Origin of the sequence: Pseudomonas sp. FSL R10-1350 (assembly GCF_009600525.1) — a bacterium.
GTDB classification, from domain to species: domain Bacteria; phylum Pseudomonadota; class Gammaproteobacteria; order Pseudomonadales; family Pseudomonadaceae; genus Aquipseudomonas; species Aquipseudomonas helleri.
In genome coordinates this window covers 21,920-41,407 of the sequence record NZ_WIVR01000022.1, presented here as the reverse complement: position 1 = coordinate 41,407, position 19,488 = coordinate 21,920, and the positions used below count along the sequence as shown (strand labels likewise).

Here is a 19,488-nt window from a genome sequence, read left to right as displayed (position 1 = left end):
CATTCACTCCAAAGGAATTCGTGATGAGTACTGCAGATGTGATCACCCGGGCGGCCCTTGATCTGTTCTATCGCCAGGGCTTTCATGCCTCGGGGGTCGAGCAACTCAGCCAGATGGCTGGTGTGACCAAGAAAACCCTGTACCGGCATTTTCCGAGCAAGGAACACGTGGTCGAGGCTGCGCTGCAACTGCGGCACGCCGAGTTCATGGATCAAATGGCCACGGCGGTAGAGGGCGCTGACCAAGCGAACAGGCCCCAGGCCTATATCGACTTCATTATCTGTTGGGTGCAGTCGGCTGATTTCCATGGCTGCGCGTTCATCAATGCTTCGGCTGAATACAGCGCTCAGAGCGCTCCGCCTCATGTCCTGGCCAGTCAACACAAGCAGCAGGTCCTGAATTACCTGCAAGGTATTTGCACGCAGGCAGGCCTGACGCAGTCGTCGGCGGTTGCGATGCAACTCTTTGTGATTGGCGAAGGTCTTATTGTCACTTCCCAGGTCAGTGGACTCGTGCCGGCGATGCTCCCGCCAATACGCGAAATGGTAGCTGTGCTCTGCGCCTCGTCACCCCGTGAATAACCACGATAAGGGATCTCAACACGGCATGACGCCATCTCAAGGAATGATTATGTTGACCAAGACAAAGCAACACAGCGCCCTTATTAGCCTCGCTTTGGCCGGGACGGTATTGGCAGGCTGCGCCAGCAGCCCTCAGTTCTCGGGGCAATCGGTCACTGATCCGCTGCTGCGCAAGGATGTATATGCAACAGTCGAGCGTCTGTTTTCAGCGGTAACCCAGTGCCGTTCAATCAGCGCCGTTGATAGCCGTATTACCAACATAGATCAGTCACCGAGCGGCGCAGTCCAGAAAGCCGAGGAGACCTGGCGGGTTTCCGGTTGCGGGACGACCGAGGCTTATAAGGTGGTGATGCGGGCAGATGACAAAGGCGAGACTGACTTCTCGGTTTCGCAGCAACGTTAAGTAGCCCCGTCGAGCTCAGGCAAGTCTGCAAGAAGAGAGCGTGAAAAACGTTCTGCTTTTATCGCTTGCGCCCTCTTCAAGGGCTCCCAAGTGAAAGGGCAACAATCTCTAGTGTTGACTGTTAGGCACCATTCTCATGCCATACGCTTTCAGGTCATTGATCAGGTTATCCAGTTGGTTGTAGCGCTTTTGGTGAATGTGCTCCCAATTGGGACGTTCGATGTAGAGCTTGCCTTCTGCATCGGTTTGCAAGGGCGTACGCAGTATTTCCCGGCTGCTTGAACGATGAATCAATTCGGGCCAGTGCTGGTGATCTTTATCGAACAGGAACTGGCCGGTTTCGGGAAGTGTTTGCTCAAGTTGAGATTCGGTTAAGGGAGGCGTTTTAGGGCGTTTGCCGGGTATTTCTACTTCAAGCAAAAAGTCGTTTTTCAGAAAAGCGACGTTCGAGCCTATGAAGTCGGGTTTTCCAACATCCCCGCGGTCTACTGTTATGCCACGTTGTGATCCTGGCTTAACGTCTGCCACACGCAGTGAAATTGCGCCCTCCAGCTCTGCAAGTCCGGGCACGCCTTGATGGGCGTTGGCGTGGCTGTTACCGACCAGGGCGATCCACTTATGGCTACCTGTTTGTGCCTGGTGGTTGCGGATGATTTGGCTGGCACCGTAGCTAAATAATGTCGTGCGCGCGTTATCAGCCGAACCTTCGATACCTTTGGTGTAGTAGCTTGCAACACAGTCGATGGCGATTATCCTCAGACCATGCTTTTGAGCGTTGTAGACCAGGTTGCTGAATGAGTAAGGGCTGCTCGCGTCAATGCTATAGCCGTTGTCCAGATCGCGAAGGAAGGTGTTAAGCCTGGGTGACACCTGGCCTGTTTTCGAGAAAGCATCCAAATGCAGTTGGTGGAGATCCGCCTGTAAATGCTCCAGATACAACGTTTTTACGTCGTTTTTTTTAAACAGATCAAAATTATCAATGATCACCTGTTTACTTGAAACGGCCGAGTGTGTTTCTCCGATAATGAGCCCGGTGTATTTCTTATGAAGGGTTGTGAGTATTTCGGGCACACCGGTATCCGGCGCGAAGCCGGGTGAGGGTATACGTTGTTTTGCAGGCAAGTCTTTGAAGAATGCTTTCGCATCCTTGTACATTTTTAATTGCAACTGATGCGCATGAGATCGTGCACTCTCCAGAGAGTCGACACTGTAGCAGTAGTTAGTAAAGTCAATATCGTTATGGGTTGTCAGCCTGTCCAATGTATCAGTGAATTCGGGGCTTGCAGCGTATTCGCTGTACCGAACCGCGGGTGTATCCGGCAAAACCTCAGGCGTGTGCAGTTTTAAAGGTTGCCACAGCTTGGTTTTATCTGCTTGACGGGTTTTTACTTCCCAAACATCGCTGCTTGTATGGCGTCGTACTTTGTACGTGGAGCGGTGATCACCTGAGTTCAAATACAAATACAAATACCAATGCCTTCCCAACCACCCTTTTTTAACTTCAAAGACACGGCCGTCCTGGAGAATAAAATGGTGGGTTGTGTGCGGATAAACACCTTTGCTGTCGGGTGTGCCTACGGCTCTAGTGACGGTGTAGATACCTTCGCGAGTAGGGCGGGTCCCATAAACATCAAGCGCTATGACCTCATACTTGTTTAATAATTGATGGACTGCCAGCGGTTGCTTGGCTGAGCCGGTTGTGGGAGCAGAGTCCCAGCGGCCATAAGCAATCTCAAGTGCGCGAGTGCGGTACAGCGCATCAGGCTGGCGTTTATCCAGCGCGTACCAGCTTTGGTTAAGGTTGTCGTATTGGCCATGATGCAGCTTGCCTGCGCTGTCCTTTAAGTAGTGACTGACTTGTTTGTTCGAGGGGTCGATGTGCTCATAGACACCTGAGCCAAAGTGCCCGCCTGTGCGTAATGTCATGTCATTGGGGGTCAGTGAGCTGGCCGCTTCAGGGTTAAGACCTGAGCTGCGGGGTGTGGCCCGGTTGCGCAGGGATCGGCCAAAAACCATCGAGCCGGCAAAGTCTGAAGCGCCATCGGTGAGGTGAGCCAGCGAGTCTAAAAAATGCAGCATTGCTTCAAGCTTTTCATCACGTTCTAGCGCATCCATCCCGTCTGCCACACTGTAGATAAACCTCATTAACACCAGCGGTAGCATGATTTTGGTCGGCAGGACAAAGCTGATGATGTCAATCACAGTGAGTGCAACGTCTTTGGCGGTTTGCACATTGATTTCATAGGTAGAGGTTGACTGCTCATCGGCATTGCGGATTGCAAATTGCGCTTCTATGGCGTAAGCCGTTTTTTGAAAATGTTTACTGATGGACTGAAGGTTAATCTTCGCCGCCAGCAAATTATCTATCAGCAACGGTTTGATATAGGGCTGCTTGGCGGGTGTCACGCGGTTTAATACATAACTGCGCAGCGCATCAGAAGACAGCACGCGGCCCAGCTCGTTAAAGGAGTCGACTCTGCGAAACCAGACTTTATCCGGGGCGTTGGGCGTGTAACACAGCAGGCGCCTGGAAGGGGTTGCCGTTATGACCCAGACGCCCGGCAACGGGTAGCCTTTGAGCATGAGCTCATTCACCTTGATGCGATGGCCAGCCACCAGGGGTCGGTCTTTTTCAATGGGGTAGTTGCGCAGCGCTTCAACCCACGACACTTCCTCTGGCGACAGCGTGTTTTCGGTGTTGTCGGTGAGTTGAGCTTCAAGGAGGTCCAGGTTCAATTGCGCGTCGTTGAGCGCGACATAACGTTCCTGACGCCATTGGGCCTGGGCTGACTTGAAGTTAAGCGCGGGCTCGTAAAGCAGTGCATCCTCGATGGTTTTTTTATAGGTGGCACCAATATCCAGCGTTCTTACCAGAGCTTTGAGGTAGGCACTGGTCAGAAAGGGGTGACGCTTACGTTTGTCATCTTCAATTTGAGCCGTCAGGGCAAAAGTGATGTCGAGTTTCCCGACATTGTCCAGGGCCAGGTCGCTCAGGGTGCGTCGTGTTGTTTTGTAGGTGAACGTTGGGCCGGTGCGTCTAACAGAGTTCCCGGCTACATAGCCCGAGGTGCTAAAAGGATAAAACCCAGGGCTTGTGTTAAAGGCTTCGGTGGTCGCGATGATCACGTTGTCGGGGTCAATGTCTGCGTTGTGATCCTTTTGTATCTGTTGCCTGAGACGTGCTCTGGCGTAAGCCAGCAGGCTGTTTTTGCTGCCGCTGGCAAAAAATCCCTGGGTGTCGCGAGTTTGAGCGGCGAGTTGCGCTTGATAAAGCTGTTGGACGGCCATGCGCCACGCCTGTTTACGCGCCTCGGGCGCCTGTTTGAGCCACTCGGGTAACTGGTTTTCAAACAATCGGGTGTAGCGCGCTTTGAGAATGCCGGCCGGATCAAGGTAGAAACTGGCAGCGAGGGCTTTTTCAAGGTGTTCGCTCAGCGCATCGAGGTCGTACTCAACCTGCTCGGCACGAATGGTTTTCCACACCTCACGGAGGTTGAGCGCTTGTTGCTGGATTAACCCATCGACAAAATGGCTAAACACGTCGCCCTTGATTTCATGGTAACTGAGCTCTGTCAGGTCCAATGCGGCTGCGCGGTCTTTGACAGCGACATAACTTAGCAGCGCAGTACGTTGGTAAGGATCACCGAGCCTGGCCAGCAGTTCTTGACTCAAGGTGTGCAGAGACTCGAATTCCTCGAGGCCGCTGCCGGGGACGTAGAGCACGACCTTGGGCGACGTATCCCCCGATTCGGCTGCACTGTTGTCGACGATGGCCAGCAAGCCTTGGAAATAGATATTCGGAAAGGGTGGCCTTTTAAAAGCGATCTCATACACCACTCGCGGCGAAGGCTCTTGGCTGTCCAGGCGCTGCCTGGCGGTCGGAAACGCTTGCAGTTGAGCGATTGCGGCATGGCCCTGTGCACTCAAAGTGTTATCAGCCAACCGAAGTTTGCTTTCTGTGACGAGCACGTTACGCAAGAACGTGTAGAACCAGTCCTTGGGACTTTGGTCTTGCAAATAACTCAATGGCGACTGCCAAAAATGCTCAAGTGCGGTCTCTACGTGCTGTTGAAGACGGAAGCAAATGTCATGAACAAATTCTTCGACTTGAACGATATCGATAACCGGGGCCACGTCTTCATCGGCCAGGGTATAGGGATGGTTGTAAACCCGGGTTGACCCCTGTACATACGTGGGGAATTGCCGGCTGGAAAAACTGAACTCAATGAGCTTGGTGATCGAATGGCTGAGGAGTGCAGGCGTTTGTCCAAGTGTGGCTGGAGCTTCAAGGTTTACATAGAGGTCATCGGTGCAACTGCCTTCAGGCAGACGCGAATGCTTGCTCATCAGGCGGTGATTCAACACCTCACGAAAACCCGGTTGTGCGTCAATCAGTTCGCTTAGTTGCTGTGCAGCCTGTTTAAGTTTGGCTATATGGTCCGTCATGTTGAATCTTCCTGTTGATCCGCAAATGGGCAGTGTTGCGCGCGGATGCATCAGGTAATCGCAAGTTCAAAGCGTAGTGGGCCTATATAAATATTTTTGTTGTAAATACATACAGGCAACATGCCCCGGTAGCTTTGTGCCATCGAGTCCATACCATTTTGTGCTGGTCTTTGAATAACGCTCTGCTCCTCGTCGGGAACAGGGCGTTTTTTACTGGAGACGAAGGCATATCTGCCAAAGACTGCTTAACTGCATCGAGTAATTTTCGGTCTGCTGATCACGGAGTACCGATTGGCAGGGCTGCTGATTCTTGAACTGCTAAAGGAAGGCTGTCATGAAAGCGCTCACCTACCAGGGCCCCGGTAAAAAACAATGGTCTGAAATCCCCACGCCAGTCGTCGATAAACCCACCGACGCCATCATCCGGATTTTGCACACCACCATTTGTGGCACCGACTTGCATATCCTCAAGGGCGATGTGCCTGAAGTGACGGCAGGTCGGGTGTTGGGGCATGAAGGCGTCGGCGTGGTTGAAGAGGTCGGCTCGGCGGTTCGCAACTTCAAAAAGGGTGATCACGTGCTGATCTCCTGTATTACTTCATGTGGCAGCTGTACCAATTGCCGTCGCCAAATGTATTCGCATTGTGCCGATGGCGGCTGGATTCTGGGCCATTTGATTGACGGCACCCAGGCGCAATATGTGCGCATTCCCCATGCCGACAACAGTTTGTATCCGGTCCCGGCAGGGGCCGATGAAGAAGCCTTGGTGATGCTCAGCGATATTTTGCCCACCGGGTTCGAGATCGGCGTTCTGGCAGGCAAGGTCAAGCCAGGCGATAGCGTCGTGATTGTCGGCGCCGGGCCGGTAGGCATGGCTGCGCTGCTGACGGCGCAGTTTTACTCACCGGCGACACTGATTGTGGTGGATGGTGATAGCAATCGCCTGGACGTTGCCAAGCGTTTTGGGGCAACCCATGTGATCGACATCAAGACCGAAAACGCCGTTGAGCGCATTCTTCAATTGACGGAGGGGGTAGGGGTGGATGTCGCCATTGAGGCAGTGGGTATTCCCGCTTCATTCGACACGTGCCAGTCGGTGATCGCACCGGGTGGCACCATTGCTAACGTCGGGGTACATGGCAAAAGTGTTGAGTTGCACCTGGAAAAACTGTGGATCCAGAACGTTAATATCTCAACCGGTCTAGTGAATACCAACACCACCCCGATGCTGTTGAAAACACTGCAGTCGGGCAAGATCGATGCCGGGCAACTGATCACCCACCGCTTTGCGTTGAACGACATTCTCAAAGCCTATGAAGTGTTCGGTAATGCTGCCCAGGAAAAAGCCATGAAGGTCATCTTGACTCAATAATCAAGGCGGTGCGCCGTCAATATAAGCGGCTTTTATAGTGGCGGCGTTGACTTGAGTCAGTTGCTTCTAGCCCTCGGGTGATAACCTGTAAATTTATATAACTGACGTTCAGTTGATGTTTGATATCTGTCTGTTATTTATAATTTTTTTATCACTTGTCTGCCGTGCGAAGTTGTCTTTTTAGCGATCACAAAAAGCCGGGGGTGTGGTTTGACAGAAGCCATATCCACAACTATGGTCTTTGGCGGCAGAACCAACGTAACTGTCTCATTGATAATAGGGAAATATTCATATGAAGAAGCACATTCTGATGATTGGCGCAGCAAGCCTGCTGGCGATGTCGACACTGGCTCAGGCAGACGCCAAGAAGCCATTGGCGCAGTGGACTTGCGAAGATTTTCTGGCCGTCAATGAAAGCTTCCAGCCTGTCGCTGTCGGCCTGGGTGAAGCCGTTAACAAAAGTGGCAAGGTAGAAGACGCTGTGCTCGATGTTGATGGTGTGGCAAAAGTGACTCCTGAAGTCATCACTGCTTGCCAGCAAGACAAAAAAGCCACCTTCGTGCACAAAATCAAAGATGCCTGGAGCAAGGTCAAAAAAGACGTTTAACGTCTTTTCAGCCTGTACTTTCCCCAAGTACAGGCTGCACCCGCCTGTTAGCTTGAGCCCTTCACCTGCAAAAAACTCCCACATCCCACCTGAATTTCCTGAGCGACACGCCCTCTATATAAAGACCTGCTGCCTGGTGCGCAGGGGTGACGTAGTAGACTGCCTGCGTGTTATCTCTTTTTGTTGGGGAATCTTATGTTAATCAGGTCATTAGCCGAGCTTGACCGCATTCGTGACGAGTGCAAGTCCATGGTTACCAAGCGCTCCGCTGTGTCTGCGGGGGCTGCCGCCATTCCCGTTCCGGGGCTGGACCTTGGCACCGACGTGGCGCTGCTGGTCGAGATGCTGCCGGCGATCAACAGTAAATTCGGGCTGACCCCGCAGCAAATCGAGCAAATGGACTCGCGCTCCAAGCGCCTGGTGATCGTGGCGGTCAGCAGCATTGGCAGCGAAGCCATCGGCAAATTCATCAGCCGTACCCTGGTCATGTCGATGCTCAAGAAGATGGGCACCAAGGTGGCGACCAAGTCTGTGGTGCGCTTCGTCCCGTTTGTCGGGCAGGCGGTGGCGGCGGGCATCAGTTTTGGGGTCATGAAGATGGTCGGTAACGGGCATATCGACGATTGCTATGAAGTCTGTCGTCAAGCGTTGCTGGAGGAAGCCCGGCAATCGACGGTCATTGTTATCGGCCCCGAAACGGACGAGCAATGAGGCGGACTCAGCGCGCTGGCAACAAGATGTGACATTTGAGCGGGCGCGCATGAAGCGTTCGCTGGATTAATCGCGAACCGGATCGGCAAACTGCACTCCAACGCTCAGGCTTCCCTGAATTGGAGCAAACCATGATCAGTGCGCGACACAGTGCTTTTGGGCTCTTGCTGCTGGCCGCAATGGCCGCCCACGCGTCAGCCCAGGCTCAACCCGACATAGCCAACGGTGGTCATGCCCAACGACCGGCCACCGTGTTGCTGGCGCAGAACACGCTTACCCCCGGCGTGGCACCTTCCAACAACAACGCCATCCGGCGCATCAACCCAAACAGTCGACAAGGCACAGGCCCCGCTCCCGGTCTGATTCGCCCCGGTCAACCTGTGCCTCAAGGGCAAAGGCCGTCGCTTGAAAATGGCCAGATCGGCAACGGTTACCCGCGAAACCCACCCGTACCTCAAACCTTGCAGCCAACGGCACCCTCGGTACAGCCCAGGGATGCGCGTTAATCGAAAAAGGACTATCGGATGTTGAAAAAAACCGCATTGGCGACCTTTGTCGTCACCTCGATGTTTGCGCTGACGGCGAATGCCCAGACCGGGCAGGCGCAGACGTTCAAGTCTGAGTTGGGCCCCGTCACCGCCACACCTGTGGTGCAGGGGCTAGACCATCCCTGGGCGCTGGCGTTTTTGCCCGATAAAAAAGGCATGCTGGTCACTGAGCGCCCCGGCCACCTGCGTTGGGTGAGCCCTGAGGGCAAGCTGTCGGCACCGTTGGCGGGCGTGCCCAAGGTCTGGGCCAAAGGGCAGGGCGGTTTGCTGGATGTGGTCTTGTCCCCGGACTTTGCCAACGATCGACTGGTTTACCTGTCATTCGCTGAAGAGGGCCAGGACGGCAACGCAGGCACGGCGGTCGGGCGCGGGCGTTTGTCCGATGACATGAGTTCGCTGAGCGACTTCAAGGTGATTTTCCGCCAGGAGCCCAAGCTCTCAACCGGCAATCATTTTGGCTCACGGCTGGTCTTTGATCGCGACGGTTACCTGTTTATCGCGCTGGGCGAAAACAACCAGCGTTCCACTTCACAAGACCTCGACAAGTTGCAGGGCAAAGTGGTGCGCATCTACCCGAACGGGCGCATTCCCGAGGACAACCCGTTTGTCGGGCAAAAAGGCGCCAGGCCCGAGATTTGGTCTTATGGCCACCGTAACCAGCAAGGCGCAGCCCTGAACCCCTGGACGGGCACACTCTGGACCCATGAGCACGGGCCAAAGGGCGGCGATGAAATCAACCTGATCGAACGCGGTCAAAACTATGGCTGGCCACTGGCGACTCACGGCATTGATTACTCATCGAAGCCGATTCCTGAGGCCAAGGGCAAAGTGGTCGAAGGCACGGTTGCGCCTTATCACGTGTGGGAGAAGTCGCCCGGGATCAGCGGGATGACATTTTATGACGGTGAGCGTTTCAAGCCTTGGCAGCACAACCTGTTTATCGGTGCCCTGGCGGACAAAGATGTGATCCGTCTACAGCTGGACGGGGACAAAGTAGTACACGAGGAACGTTTGCTGGGTGGCTTGAAGGCGAGAATTCGTGATGTTCGCCAAGGGCCTGACGGTTACGTGTACGTACTGACCGATGAGGACAAAGGCGCGGTGTATCGCGTCGGCCTGGAGTAACCGAAGGGTCGGGCGAGCAGACGCATGCCTGCTCGCCTGATGGCTTGCGTAGGGATTATTCAGCGGTCGCTTGCTTGATCTGTTTGGACGCGGACCAGATCCGGTAGCGCACTTCAACGCCCTTAGGGACGTAGAGCACAATCGGCAATTTGCTGTTGTAACGCAGCATGAAGCCATCGCCCACCACCGGCACAAAGTCGGGGTGCGGCTTGCCGTCGGGGCAGGCCATCATGGTGCTCAACGGGCCGCTGACCTTATCGAGGCGGTACATCGGATAGCCCCAGCCCTTGAGGGTTTTTTCTTGCAACTTGCCGGTCAGGCGCTGCTGGTTGCAGTCAACCTGAAGCGTCTTACCGGCAATGATCTGGACCTTGTAATCTTCTTCGTTCTTTTGCGACGGCAGGCGAATGACCTGACGAGTGAAGCCCGCATCGGCTTTAGGGTAGGGTGCTATATCTTCCAGTTTGGCGGCGTTGGCCACGCTGCACAGCGTACTCAACGAGAGGGTCAGGGCCGCGCTGATAACGAGTGGTTTCATGCTGCTTCCTTTTTCGAACTTAAACATACGCATCCGTAAACACATTGCAGACGCACCGGGATGAGGCAATTTTTGCCATGAGCGGGAACAGGATGCAAATTGTGCCGTCATATAAAGCAGAATTTGCTGACAAGACATAATTGATACGTTGTGTCAGGACAATTGCTTCGCGCCAATGTCGAAGTGCCAGTAAACTGCGGTTTTTCCTCCGAATCATTTCTTTTTGAGGTTTTGCATGACACTCAGTCCTCTTGCGGGCAAACCGGCTCCAGCTCAATTGCTGGTCGATATTCCGCGACTGGTGACCGCTTACTACACCGGTCAACCCGATGCAGCGATTGCCACCCAGCGAGTCGCTTTTGGAACATCCGGGCACCGCGGCAGCTCGTTTGAGCTGAGCTTCAATGAGTGGCATGTTCTGGCAATCAGTCAGGCCATTTGCCTGTACCGCCAGTTCAAAGGGATTAATGGTCCGCTGTTTGTCGGTATCGACACCCACGCCTTGTCCACCCCTGCGGGTGCCAGTGCGCTGGAAGTCTTCGCCGCCAATGGTGTCGACACCATGATCGCCGCGAACGATGAATACACCCCGACCCCTGCTATTTCCCACGCCATTATTTGCTACAACCGTGGCCGCACTTCCGGGCTGGCTGATGGCGTGGTGATTACGCCTTCGCACAACCCGCCGGAAAGCGGCGGCTTCAAGTACAACCCGCCTAACGGCGGTCCGGCCGACACCGATGTCACCAAGTGGATCGAAGCCAAGGCCAACGAACTGCTGGCCGCCAAGCTCGCCGGTGTCAAACGCATCAGCTATGAGCAGGCGCTCAAAGCCAGCAACACGCACCGCCACGACTACCTGAACAGCTATGTCGCAGACCTTAAAAACGTCATCGACATGGACACCCTGCGCGGTGCCAACTTGCGTTTGGGCGTAGACCCGTTGGGCGGTGCCGGTGTGCGTTACTGGTCGGCAATCGGCGAGCACTACGGGTTGAACCTTGAAGTGGTCAACACCTCGGTCGATCCAACGTTCCGCTTTATGTGCGTGGATTGGGATGGCCGCATCCGCATGGACCCGTCCTCCAGCCACGCAATGCAGGGGCTGATCGGCCTTAAAGAACGTTTTGACGTGGCTTTCGCCTGTGACCCGGACCACGATCGCCACGGCATCGTGACCCCGTCTGGCGGTCTGTTGGCGCCTAACAACTACCTGGCAGTGGCCATTGACTACCTGTTCCAGAACCGTCCGCACTGGCGCGCCGATGCGGCGGTGGGTAAAACCGTGGTCAGCAGCGGTTTGATTGACCGTGTGGCTGCGCGTCTGGGTCGTCGCCTGTACGAAGTGCCGGTCGGCTTTAAATGGTTTGCCGATGGCCTGTTTGACGGCTCGCTGGGCTTTGGTGGTGAAGAAAGCGCCGGGGCTTCGTTCTTGCGTCTGGATGGCACGGTGTGGTCGACGGACAAGGACGGCTTGATCCCTGCGCTGCTGGCCGGCGAGATGACCGCTCGTACAGGCCGCGATCCTTCGCAGCTGTATCAGAAAATGACTGAAGACCTCGGTTTGCCGTTCTCGACCCGTGTCGACGCCAAAGCCACCCCGCAACAGAAAGCCCTGCTGGGCAAGCTGTCGCCGGAGCAAGTCAAGTCGACGACTTTGGCGGGCGAAGCGATTACCCAGATCCTCAGCCATGCACCGGGCAATAATCAGCCAATCGGTGGGCTCAAGGTAATGACCGAGAACGGCTGGTTTGCTGCACGCCCGTCGGGCACCGAAGACATCTACAAGATCTACGCTGAAAGCTTTGTCAGCGACGAGCACCTCGGCCGTCTGGTCGCAGAAGCTCAAGTGCTGGTTGATAACGCCATCGCGTAAGCATCAGTACCTGTAAAAAAGGCTGGCCCCGCAAGGGTCCAGCCTTTTTTACGGCCTGGAGCAGGCTCGTGCTACACCGCGCACGGTGCCTCAAGTTCCTGACACACGTCCACCCACTGGGCGTTCACCAGTTGTGCCATACGGGTCGGGCTGATGCGCACGGCCGAGTTCGTGGTGCCTGCGGCGGGCATGACTTCGCTGAACGCCTGCAGAGAAATATCGCAATACACCGGCAGATCAGTGGCCAGGCCGAATGGGCAGACGCCGCCCACCGGGTGGCTGGTCAGCGCAACCACCGTCTCGGCATCAAGCATCTTGGCCTTGCTGCCCAGTGCGTTCTTGATCTTCTTGTTATCAATACGCGCATCGCCACGGGCCACCAACAATACATTCTGCTCACCCACGCGAAAGGCCAGGGTCTTGGCAATTTGCCCCGGTTCAACGCCATGGGCTTCAGCCGCCAAGGCAACGGTAGCGGTGCTGGTGGCCAATTCGATGATGTGCAAGTCAGGGGCGTTGGCAGTGAAGAAAGCGCGTACGGATTCAAGGCTCATAAGGTTCTGCTCGCTGGGCAAAACCTCGAATCTAGTAAAGCCGGAGGCGCACTGTCAATGCGCCATCCGGTAGAGGCGGGTCAGATGTCCAGGACAATCTTGCCGAAATGCTGATTGGTTTCCTGGTATTTGAACGCGTCAACAATCTCGCTCAGCGGGAAGTGGCGATCAATAATCGGGCGCATGCCAGCGCCATTGATTGCACGGACCATGTCTTGTTGCTGAGTGCGGCTGCCAACCAGTACGCCTTGCAGGCGCACTTGCTTGACCAGCGCAGGCACGAAGTTCATGGCGCCCGAGACGCCGCTCAAGATACCGATCACCGAGATATGACCGGCCACGCGCACGGCAATCATCGACTGCTCAAGCGTTGATGGGCCGCCAACTTCAATCACGTGGTCGACACCACGGCCGCCGGTCAATGCGCGTGCTGTTTCGCCCCAATTAGTGTCTTTGCGGTAGTTGATCACGTGGTCCGCGCCCAGCGCTTTAAGGCGCTCAAGCTTTGCGTCGCTGGAGGAGGTCGCGATCACGGTGGCACCGGCCATTTTGGCGAACTGCAGGGCGAAAATAGACACGCCACCCGTGCCTTGTACCAATACCGTATCGCCCGGTTTGAGCGAGTCATCGGCCATCAGTGCGCGCCAGGCGGTCAGCCCGGCCGTGGTCAGTGTTGCAGCCTCTGCGTGGCTGTAGCCGACAGGGGCGAGGGTGAAAGCGGTGGCCTTGGCGGTTACTTTCTCACGGGCATAACCGTCAATACCGTCACCGGGCACAGTGACGAAACCTTCAACCAGCGGGGTGCCGTCAATCCATTCAGGGAAGAAGGTGCTGACCACGGAGTCGCCGACCTTGAACTCGCTGACACCAGCGCCAACAGCGACCACTTCGCCCGCGCCGTCGGCCATCGGAATGCGTTGCTCAGTAGGGCCCCACATGCCGCTCACGACCGCGAAGTCATGGTAGTTCAGTGAGTTGGCGTGCAGGCGCACGGTGATTTCGTCATTCGCCGGCGCGCGCACGTCGCTGCTGCCGACCACTACATTTTGATAGCCGCCGCCAGGTTGGACGAAAATGGTTTTGTTGCTCATGGGGCTTCCTCATGTTTTTACATTCCGCGAAATAACGAAATGATTGGTTAAAAATTACAACTCGATTTTCAGCCTAGCTGCAAAGTCAGCAATCGCCTGTTCATTGCGCCGATAGTAGGTCCACTTGCCGATGCGCGTGGTCAGCACAAAGCCTGCACGTTGCAAAATCGCCAAATGGGCAGACGCGGTAGAAGGGGACAACCTGGCCTTGTGCTGCAAATGTGTCACGCAGACACCAATCGCAGGATCACCATGGTCCTGGGGCGGGAAATGCGTGAGAGGGGCTTTGAGCCACTGCATCATTTGCATGCGGGTGTCATTGCCCAAGGCTTTAAGCTGTTCGAGAATCATGGGCAGCGATATTACGCTTTTTAACGAAATGATCAACCGGTCATGGCCCGCGACAACGGGACGCAGGCAGGCCGCAAGTTTTGCAATTGCAGGTTCATTCCTGTATTTGTTTCGCCATCGAGCCTGGGTCAAGGCTCTACTGTTTTGCCGTTCGTTTTATGAACCTGCCCTTCAGGAACCATGATGCCTAACCAGTTCCCCTCTGTTCGTCCCCGTCGTCTGCGCCGTAACCAAACCTTGCGCGATATGTTCCAGGAAACCGAATTCAGCTTGAACGACCTGGTGCTGCCGATTTTCGTCGAAGAAGAAATCGACGACTTTGTGCCCATCACCAGCATGCCGGGCGTGATGCGTATTCCTGAGTCGAAATTGGCAGGCGAGATTGAGCGGTATGCTCGCGCGGGTATCAAGTCGGTGATGGCGTTCGGTGTGTCGCACCACCTGGACGCGACGGGCAGCGATTCCTGGCGTGAGGATGGCCTGGTTTCGCGTATGGCGCGGATCTGCAAGGACGCCGCCCCGGAAATGATCGTGATGAGCGATACCTGCTTTTGCGAGTACACCTCTCACGGCCACTGCGGCGTGATGCACGACCACGGCGTAGACAACGATGCGACCCTGATCAACCTGGGCAAGCAAGCCGTTGCTGCCGCTGCTGCTGGCGCCGACTTCATTTCGCCTTCGGCCGCCATGGACGGTCAGGTGCAAGCGATTCGCTCTGCGCTGGACGCGGCCGGCTTTATCGACACCTCGATCATGGCCTACTCCACCAAGTTTGCGTCGGCACTCTACGGCCCGTTCCGTGAAGCGGGCGGCAGTGCCTTGAAAGGTGATCGCAAGTCTTATCAGATGAACCCGATGAACCGTCGCGAGGCCATCCGCGAGTCGTTGCTCGACGAACAGGAAGGCGCTGATGTGCTGATGGTGAAACCGGCTGGCGCGTACCTGGACATCATTCGTGATGTTCGCGAAGCCTCGCGTCTGCCGTTGGCGGCTTATCAGGTCAGCGGTGAGTACGCGATGATCAAGTTCGGCGCCCAGGCCGGTGCCATTGATGAAGCCCGCGTGGTACGTGAAACCCTCGGCTCGATCAAACGTGCCGGCGCCGACATGATCCTCACCTACTTTGCGATGGACCTTGCCCTGCAAGGCATTTGATTTAGCTGAGAGATGACGGCCTGCGATCTTTTGATCATCAAAAGATCGCAGGCCTTTATTACCTCAACGTAACCGGAACACACGCCTCGGGTGTCTCGGGGCTCTTGCCTATCAAGCTGATCAAGCCGCACGCCAGTGAACCCCGCCATTGCAGGTAATCGTGGCCGCTGGCGTATTCAACGTGTTCAACCGGGTAGCCCTTGGCCTGCAAGACATTGCGCAGTTGGCGGTTGCTGTCGAGTATCCCGGCACCCGGCGAACCTGATTTGTCTTCAAACAAACCCGCCTGCAAATAAAAGCGCAACGGTAGCCGCGGGCTGGCCGCGTATTGGCGGGCGAGCCATTGGTCTTCAGTGTTTGGCGGGCTCCACCAGTACGAGCCGGACAAACTCAGCACATTGCCAAACAGTTCCGGGTGTTGCAGCCCAAGCCAGGCCGAGGCCAGCCCACCATAGCTGGAGCCCGCGACCACTGTGTGTCTGGCGTCAGTGGCCAGGCCTTGTTGCTTGGCCCACGGCATCAGCTCTTGTGCCATAAACCGGGCGAAATCCGCGTTGGGCGGCAGCTCCACAGGGCGGGTTTCATCGCTCGGGTTGGCAATGATCAACGCTGCGGTGGGCGGGATCAGGCCGTCGACAATCAAGTTGTCGAGAATCGTCGGCGTGGGCACTTGGCGCGTGTACGCGTGAGCATCGAACAGCACCAGCAAGCCCGGTTGCTGGTCGATGTTTTTCCAACCCGCCGGGCGATAGACGTAAACATCGCGGGTGTTGCCCAAAATCTCGCTTTTCAGGGATTCGCGCTCAACGGTGCCGGGGGCCACGTGCGCGCGTTTGTTCAGCCAGGGTTGAGGCGGGGCATCAGGCAGTTCCATGACCGAGCGGGTCAGGCTCGGCTCATATTTCTGGTTGCCGAAGCTGTGCGGGTTAAGCGGGTCGCGCTGAGCCGTGGCCAAGAGGGTCCGTCGATCGCCGGCCTCTGGTACGTCAGGGGCCAATTGATAGCTCAAGCGGGCGCTGGACGGCACCCGGTACGTGGCGTACCAGACGTCGCTGTCGCCCAGGCGCTGTAAGGCATCGTGGCCGCCGGAAGGCGAGCCGAACAGCCGCACATTTTGCCGGGCCCCGCGCCACAAAAACGTGACCAGACGCTCGTTGGGGCTGTCAGCCAGCGCTTCAACCAGTGGCGTGCCTTGTTGCTCGCGGTCTTTCCAGAACGCTTGCGTGGTGGCGCCCTGTTTCAGTTGCTCTGCCAATTGGCCCAAGGCCGGGCTGAGCAGGGCGGCCGGGGCGCGCTGTTGTTCGCTCAGCGCCAGTACCTGGCTCAAGGTGAGGGTGAACTCGGCCTGTGGGCGCGTCGCCAATTGTTCAGCGCGCAGCAGGTACTGGCCATCTTCGCGGGCAACGAACATAAAGTCCCGCGACAGGTCCGCGCCATCCACCAGCAGGCGCAGCGGATTACCCCGCGCGTCAAGCAGGCGCAGGCTGACATCGCCTGCCACCTTGCCCTGGACCAGATCACCGGCCTTGAGATCCAGGCTCCAGCTGGGCTGCAGGGTTTTGGCAACACTTGCGCGCACGCTTTGGCCCTGGCTGAGCGGTTCGACCGCCAGGGCTGACGCGCAGGCCATGGCGCTAAACAGGCAACCAAGGCTCCAGCGATTGAATGGACTCATGCTCACCTCAGAAGTCGATGCTGGTAGAGAGCTTCAGCGTGCGCGGTTCACTGACCGTAGCGAAGCCATCGTTGAACACGCCTGCCCAGTAGGAACGGTTTTCGACGTTCTCCAGGCTGGCGCGGAACACTACGTCTTTGCTCAGGATGCGCGTGCTGTAACGCGCACCCAGGTCATAACGGGTCCATTGCGGGATTTTCAGGGTGTTGGCGTCATTCAGGTATTGCGAGCTGCTGTGAATGACCAGTGTGTTCAGGGTCAAGCCTTCGACCCACGGTGTGTCCCACTCGGCACCCAGGTTGGCCGACCACTTCGGCACGCCACGTGCGGTGTTGCCGTCCAGCGCGCCGTTAGCCGTGCGGGTCAGCTCGGCGTGGGTGTAAGTGACGCCGCCCAGCAGTCGCACCGAAGGAATGATCGAACCGAACATGTTCCATTCCACACCACGGTTACGTTGCTTGCCGTCGTCGCTGTAGAGGTTGCTGGCCTTGTTGAGGATCAGGCTGGGTTTCTCGATCTGGAACGCACTCAACGTATGGGTGAACGTGCCCAGGTCCCATTTCACACCGGCTTCCACTTGCTTGGCTTTATACGGTTCGAACTGATCGCCGTAGTTGGCCGCTGTCACGTCGCCGACGGTGTTGCCCTGGGTCAGGCCTTCGATGTAGTTGGCGTACAACGACACGGGCACATCCCAGGGTTTGATCACCAGGCCCACCGCCGGGGTGATGGCTTGCTCATCGTAGGTTTTTGGCTTGCTCATCTGCTGGCGCACCCGTTGTGAACGAGCTCCCAACGTTAGCAGCACTTTGTCATCAGCGAAGGCCAGGGTATCGGCAACGGCAAAGCTGGAGAGAGTGTTGTCACCGGTTTTCGAGTTGGAGCCCGTGTGCCCGGCAATAATCGGCTTGCCAGGGTGGTAGATGTTGCTCGGGTAGCGCGCGCCGGTCACGGTGGGCGCCCGGCCAATGTTCTGGTGCAACAGGCTGGCGGTGAACACCAGCTTGTGGTCGATGGGGCCGGTGGTCACATGCCCGCGAATACCGGCCTCGTAAGCGGTACTGGCGGTATAACCGGCCTGGTTGTAGGTTTCGCCGGTAGCGTCGCCCTTGTCATTGTTGACCCGCAGGCGGGTGCCGTTGAGAAAACCCTGATAGCGGCTTTTCGAGCTGCCGGCGCTGGCGAAGGTTGTCCAGTCGTCGTTGAGTTCATATTCGCCGCGCACAATCACGGCCTTGCTGATCTGCTTGGCGCTGATGCCTTTGAGGATGTTGGTGTCAGCTTTCGGCGCCTTGAGCACATGGCCAATGTCGCTGAAGCCGACCATCATCGGGCTGCCGTTGATGGCGCGCTCGTGGGTTTCATAAGCGTCCAGTGCGAGCTTCCAGCCGTCGCCACGATAATCCATGGCCAGCGAGGTGAGCGTGCGTTCCTTGGACTGTTTGTCGACGCCGGTGTCGCCGTCGCCGTACACGCCGTTAAAACGAATGCCAAAGCGCTGTTCGTCACCCAGGCGACGGCTGAAATCCAGGTGCTCGGCAAAATAGCCGTCAGACACATAGCTTGTGGTCAGGCGGGTCAGCGGTTTTTCCCCGGCGCGTTTGGGCACCAGGTTAATCACGCCGCCCACGCCACCGCTGGGTGCCATGCCGGACAGCAGGGCGCCCGGGCCTTTGAGCACTTCGACGCGGTCCAGAAATTCGGTCGGCACGTGGCCGTCCGGGGCCATGCCGTACAAGCCATTGAGTGCCAGCTCTGCCGAGTCGAGGGAAAAACCACGGATCATGAAGTTCTCATACGCGTGACCTTCGCCGGTGCTGAAGCGGATCGACGGGTCGTTGCGCAGGACGGCTCCCACGGTGCCGCTTTGCTGGTTTTCGATGGTTTGCGCGGTGTATGAGGTGATGTTGAACGGCGTGTCCATGATCTGGGTATCGCCCAGCAGCCCCAGCCGGGCACCGGTGGCCACCTGGCCGCCGCTGTAGGCTTCAGGCAAGTCACTGGCGCCCAGGCCGGCACCGTTGACCCGGGTTTCACCCAGGTTCAGGGCGCCGTCAATCTGTGCCTGGCGCAACACGATTACACCGTTTTCTTCGCTGGCAACCAGCCCGGTATTGTCCAACAAGTGCTGTAAGGCTTCGTGCAGGGTGTACTGACCATTCAGTGGCTGTGCACTGCGCCCGGCGAGCAATTGGCTGTCGGCGGCGATGGCGACGCCCGCTTCACGGGCCAGGGTATGAACCGCAGCCTCCAGCGGCTGTGCGGGCAGGTTCAAGTTGAGCGGCGTGTTGCTGCCCGCCAGAGCGGTCCCGGCGCCGAACAGCAGAGAGCACGCCAGTGCCAGGCGGCTCAGTGGGGCGCGGTAAGGGGAGGCGTAATGCGACATGGTCAGTCCTGACTCGAGTGTAGTTATGGGTGAAGACGGACCTCGGCGCGTTTACCCCTCAAAAAT

General features: G+C 56.8%; 16 protein-coding genes. 9 read left to right on the top strand and 7 right to left on the bottom strand.

Annotated elements, in window-relative coordinates:
* Nucleotides 1-23 precede the first annotated feature (23 nt).
* Together GHO25_RS12330 and GHO25_RS12325 are read left to right on the top strand one after the other, a co-directional pair.
* Nucleotides 24-581 carry a TetR/AcrR family transcriptional regulator gene (locus GHO25_RS12330; RefSeq protein WP_153329887.1) on the top strand — a complete coding sequence of 186 codons (558 nt, stop codon included), beginning with the start codon at nucleotides 24-26 and terminating at the stop codon, nucleotides 579-581.
* Between the two features lie 49 nt (nucleotides 582-630).
* On the top strand, nucleotides 631-984 hold the full coding sequence (locus tag GHO25_RS12325; RefSeq protein WP_153329885.1) for a hypothetical protein: 354 nt from the start codon (nucleotides 631-633) through the stop codon (nucleotides 982-984).
* A gap of 108 nt (nucleotides 985-1,092) precedes the next feature.
* On the opposite strand, the gene GHO25_RS12320 is transcribed toward GHO25_RS12325, so the two are convergent.
* Entirely contained in the window at nucleotides 1,093-5,430 is a 4,338-nt protein-coding gene (locus tag GHO25_RS12320; protein ID WP_153390882.1) for a membrane-targeted effector domain-containing toxin, read from the bottom strand.
* A gap of 334 nt (nucleotides 5,431-5,764) precedes the next feature.
* On the opposite strand from GHO25_RS12320, the gene GHO25_RS12315 reads away from it, so the two are divergent.
* The 5 genes from GHO25_RS12315 to GHO25_RS12295 all read left to right on the top strand — a co-directional run bounded on the left by GHO25_RS12315 (nucleotide 5,765) and on the right by GHO25_RS12295 (nucleotide 9,793).
* Nucleotides 5,765-6,802 carry a zinc-dependent alcohol dehydrogenase family protein gene (locus GHO25_RS12315; protein WP_153330555.1) on the top strand — a complete coding sequence of 346 codons (1,038 nt, stop codon included), beginning with the start codon at nucleotides 5,765-5,767 and terminating at the stop codon, nucleotides 6,800-6,802.
* A gap of 292 nt (nucleotides 6,803-7,094) precedes the next feature.
* Nucleotides 7,095-7,409, top strand: coding sequence for an acid-activated periplasmic chaperone HdeA (gene hdeA / locus GHO25_RS12310; RefSeq protein ID WP_048370138.1), 315 nt, complete (start codon nucleotides 7,095-7,097; stop codon nucleotides 7,407-7,409).
* 249 nt (nucleotides 7,410-7,658) lie between these two features.
* Entirely contained in the window at nucleotides 7,659-8,120 is a 462-nt protein-coding gene (locus GHO25_RS12305; RefSeq protein ID WP_228392774.1) for a hypothetical protein, read from the top strand.
* 131 nt (nucleotides 8,121-8,251) lie between these two features.
* Entirely contained in the window at nucleotides 8,252-8,626 is a 375-nt protein-coding gene (locus GHO25_RS12300; RefSeq protein ID WP_048370142.1) for a hypothetical protein, read from the top strand.
* Between the two features lie 18 nt (nucleotides 8,627-8,644).
* Entirely contained in the window at nucleotides 8,645-9,793 is a 1,149-nt protein-coding gene (locus tag GHO25_RS12295; protein ID WP_153390881.1) for a PQQ-dependent sugar dehydrogenase, read from the top strand.
* A gap of 55 nt (nucleotides 9,794-9,848) precedes the next feature.
* Here the strand turns inward: GHO25_RS12295 and eco are convergent, their stop codons facing one another.
* Nucleotides 9,849-10,331, bottom strand: a complete 483-nt coding sequence (gene eco / locus GHO25_RS12290; protein ID WP_153390880.1) for a serine protease inhibitor ecotin — start codon at nucleotides 10,329-10,331, stop codon at nucleotides 9,849-9,851.
* A gap of 235 nt (nucleotides 10,332-10,566) precedes the next feature.
* On the opposite strand from eco, the gene pgm reads away from it, so the two are divergent.
* Entirely contained in the window at nucleotides 10,567-12,207 is a 1,641-nt protein-coding gene (pgm, locus tag GHO25_RS12285; protein ID WP_048370148.1) for a phosphoglucomutase (alpha-D-glucose-1,6-bisphosphate-dependent), read from the top strand.
* 71 nt (nucleotides 12,208-12,278) lie between these two features.
* Here the strand turns inward: pgm and GHO25_RS12280 are convergent, their stop codons facing one another.
* From GHO25_RS12280 to GHO25_RS12270, 3 genes are all read right to left on the bottom strand, one after another.
* Nucleotides 12,279-12,761 carry a YbaK/EbsC family protein gene (locus GHO25_RS12280; protein WP_048370150.1) on the bottom strand — a complete coding sequence of 161 codons (483 nt, stop codon included), beginning with the start codon at nucleotides 12,759-12,761 and terminating at the stop codon, nucleotides 12,279-12,281.
* 80 nt (nucleotides 12,762-12,841) lie between these two features.
* Nucleotides 12,842-13,852: an NAD(P)-dependent alcohol dehydrogenase gene (locus tag GHO25_RS12275; protein WP_153390879.1), complete on the bottom strand. Its 1,011-nt coding sequence runs from the start codon at nucleotides 13,850-13,852 to the stop codon at nucleotides 12,842-12,844.
* Between the two features lie 54 nt (nucleotides 13,853-13,906).
* Complete coding sequence (locus GHO25_RS12270; protein WP_048387864.1) at nucleotides 13,907-14,203, bottom strand: helix-turn-helix transcriptional regulator; 297 nt, start codon at nucleotides 14,201-14,203, stop codon at nucleotides 13,907-13,909.
* Nucleotides 14,204-14,386: 183 nt separating this feature from the next.
* Here GHO25_RS12270 and hemB point away from each other — a divergent pair, with 183 nt between their 5' ends.
* Nucleotides 14,387-15,361 (top strand): porphobilinogen synthase, encoded by a 975-nt coding sequence (gene hemB / locus GHO25_RS12265; RefSeq protein WP_048370157.1) that lies wholly within the window; start codon nucleotides 14,387-14,389, stop codon nucleotides 15,359-15,361.
* 58 nt (nucleotides 15,362-15,419) lie between these two features.
* Here hemB and GHO25_RS12260 read toward each other — a convergent pair whose 3' ends face one another.
* Both GHO25_RS12260 and GHO25_RS12255 read right to left on the bottom strand, forming a co-directional pair.
* Complete coding sequence (locus GHO25_RS12260; protein ID WP_256677215.1) at nucleotides 15,420-17,036, bottom strand: esterase family protein; 1,617 nt, start codon at nucleotides 17,034-17,036, stop codon at nucleotides 15,420-15,422.
* Between the two features lie 7 nt (nucleotides 17,037-17,043).
* On the bottom strand, nucleotides 17,044-19,422 hold the full coding sequence (locus tag GHO25_RS12255) for a TonB-dependent receptor (RefSeq protein ID WP_153390878.1): 2,379 nt from the start codon (nucleotides 19,420-19,422) through the stop codon (nucleotides 17,044-17,046).
* Nucleotides 19,423-19,488 lie beyond the last annotated feature (66 nt).

What these genes read in the sequence shown, in the direction of transcription:
- GHO25_RS12330 (WP_153329887.1), top strand. Translation starts at nt 24, where the DNA reads ATGAGTACTGCAGATGTGATCACCCGGGCGGCCCTTGATCTGTTCTAT.
- GHO25_RS12325 (WP_153329885.1), top strand. Translation starts at nt 631, where the DNA reads ATGTTGACCAAGACAAAGCAACACAGCGCCCTTATTAGCCTCGCTTTG.
- GHO25_RS12320 (WP_153390882.1), bottom strand. Translation starts at nt 5,430, where the DNA reads ATGACGGACCATATAGCCAAACTTAAACAGGCTGCACAGCAACTAAGC.
- GHO25_RS12315 (WP_153330555.1), top strand. Translation starts at nt 5,765, where the DNA reads ATGAAAGCGCTCACCTACCAGGGCCCCGGTAAAAAACAATGGTCTGAA.
- hdeA (WP_048370138.1), top strand. Translation starts at nt 7,095, where the DNA reads ATGAAGAAGCACATTCTGATGATTGGCGCAGCAAGCCTGCTGGCGATG.
- GHO25_RS12305 (WP_228392774.1), top strand. Translation starts at nt 7,659, where the DNA reads ATGGTTACCAAGCGCTCCGCTGTGTCTGCGGGGGCTGCCGCCATTCCC.
- GHO25_RS12300 (WP_048370142.1), top strand. Translation starts at nt 8,252, where the DNA reads ATGATCAGTGCGCGACACAGTGCTTTTGGGCTCTTGCTGCTGGCCGCA.
- GHO25_RS12295 (WP_153390881.1), top strand. Translation starts at nt 8,645, where the DNA reads ATGTTGAAAAAAACCGCATTGGCGACCTTTGTCGTCACCTCGATGTTT.
- eco (WP_153390880.1), bottom strand. Translation starts at nt 10,331, where the DNA reads ATGAAACCACTCGTTATCAGCGCGGCCCTGACCCTCTCGTTGAGTACG.
- pgm (WP_048370148.1), top strand. Translation starts at nt 10,567, where the DNA reads ATGACACTCAGTCCTCTTGCGGGCAAACCGGCTCCAGCTCAATTGCTG.
- GHO25_RS12280 (WP_048370150.1), bottom strand. Translation starts at nt 12,761, where the DNA reads ATGAGCCTTGAATCCGTACGCGCTTTCTTCACTGCCAACGCCCCTGAC.
- GHO25_RS12275 (WP_153390879.1), bottom strand. Translation starts at nt 13,852, where the DNA reads ATGAGCAACAAAACCATTTTCGTCCAACCTGGCGGCGGCTATCAAAAT.
- GHO25_RS12270 (WP_048387864.1), bottom strand. Translation starts at nt 14,203, where the DNA reads ATGATTCTCGAACAGCTTAAAGCCTTGGGCAATGACACCCGCATGCAA.
- hemB (WP_048370157.1), top strand. Translation starts at nt 14,387, where the DNA reads ATGCCTAACCAGTTCCCCTCTGTTCGTCCCCGTCGTCTGCGCCGTAAC.
- GHO25_RS12260 (WP_256677215.1), bottom strand. Translation starts at nt 17,036, where the DNA reads ATGAGTCCATTCAATCGCTGGAGCCTTGGTTGCCTGTTTAGCGCCATG.
- GHO25_RS12255 (WP_153390878.1), bottom strand. Translation starts at nt 19,422, where the DNA reads ATGTCGCATTACGCCTCCCCTTACCGCGCCCCACTGAGCCGCCTGGCA.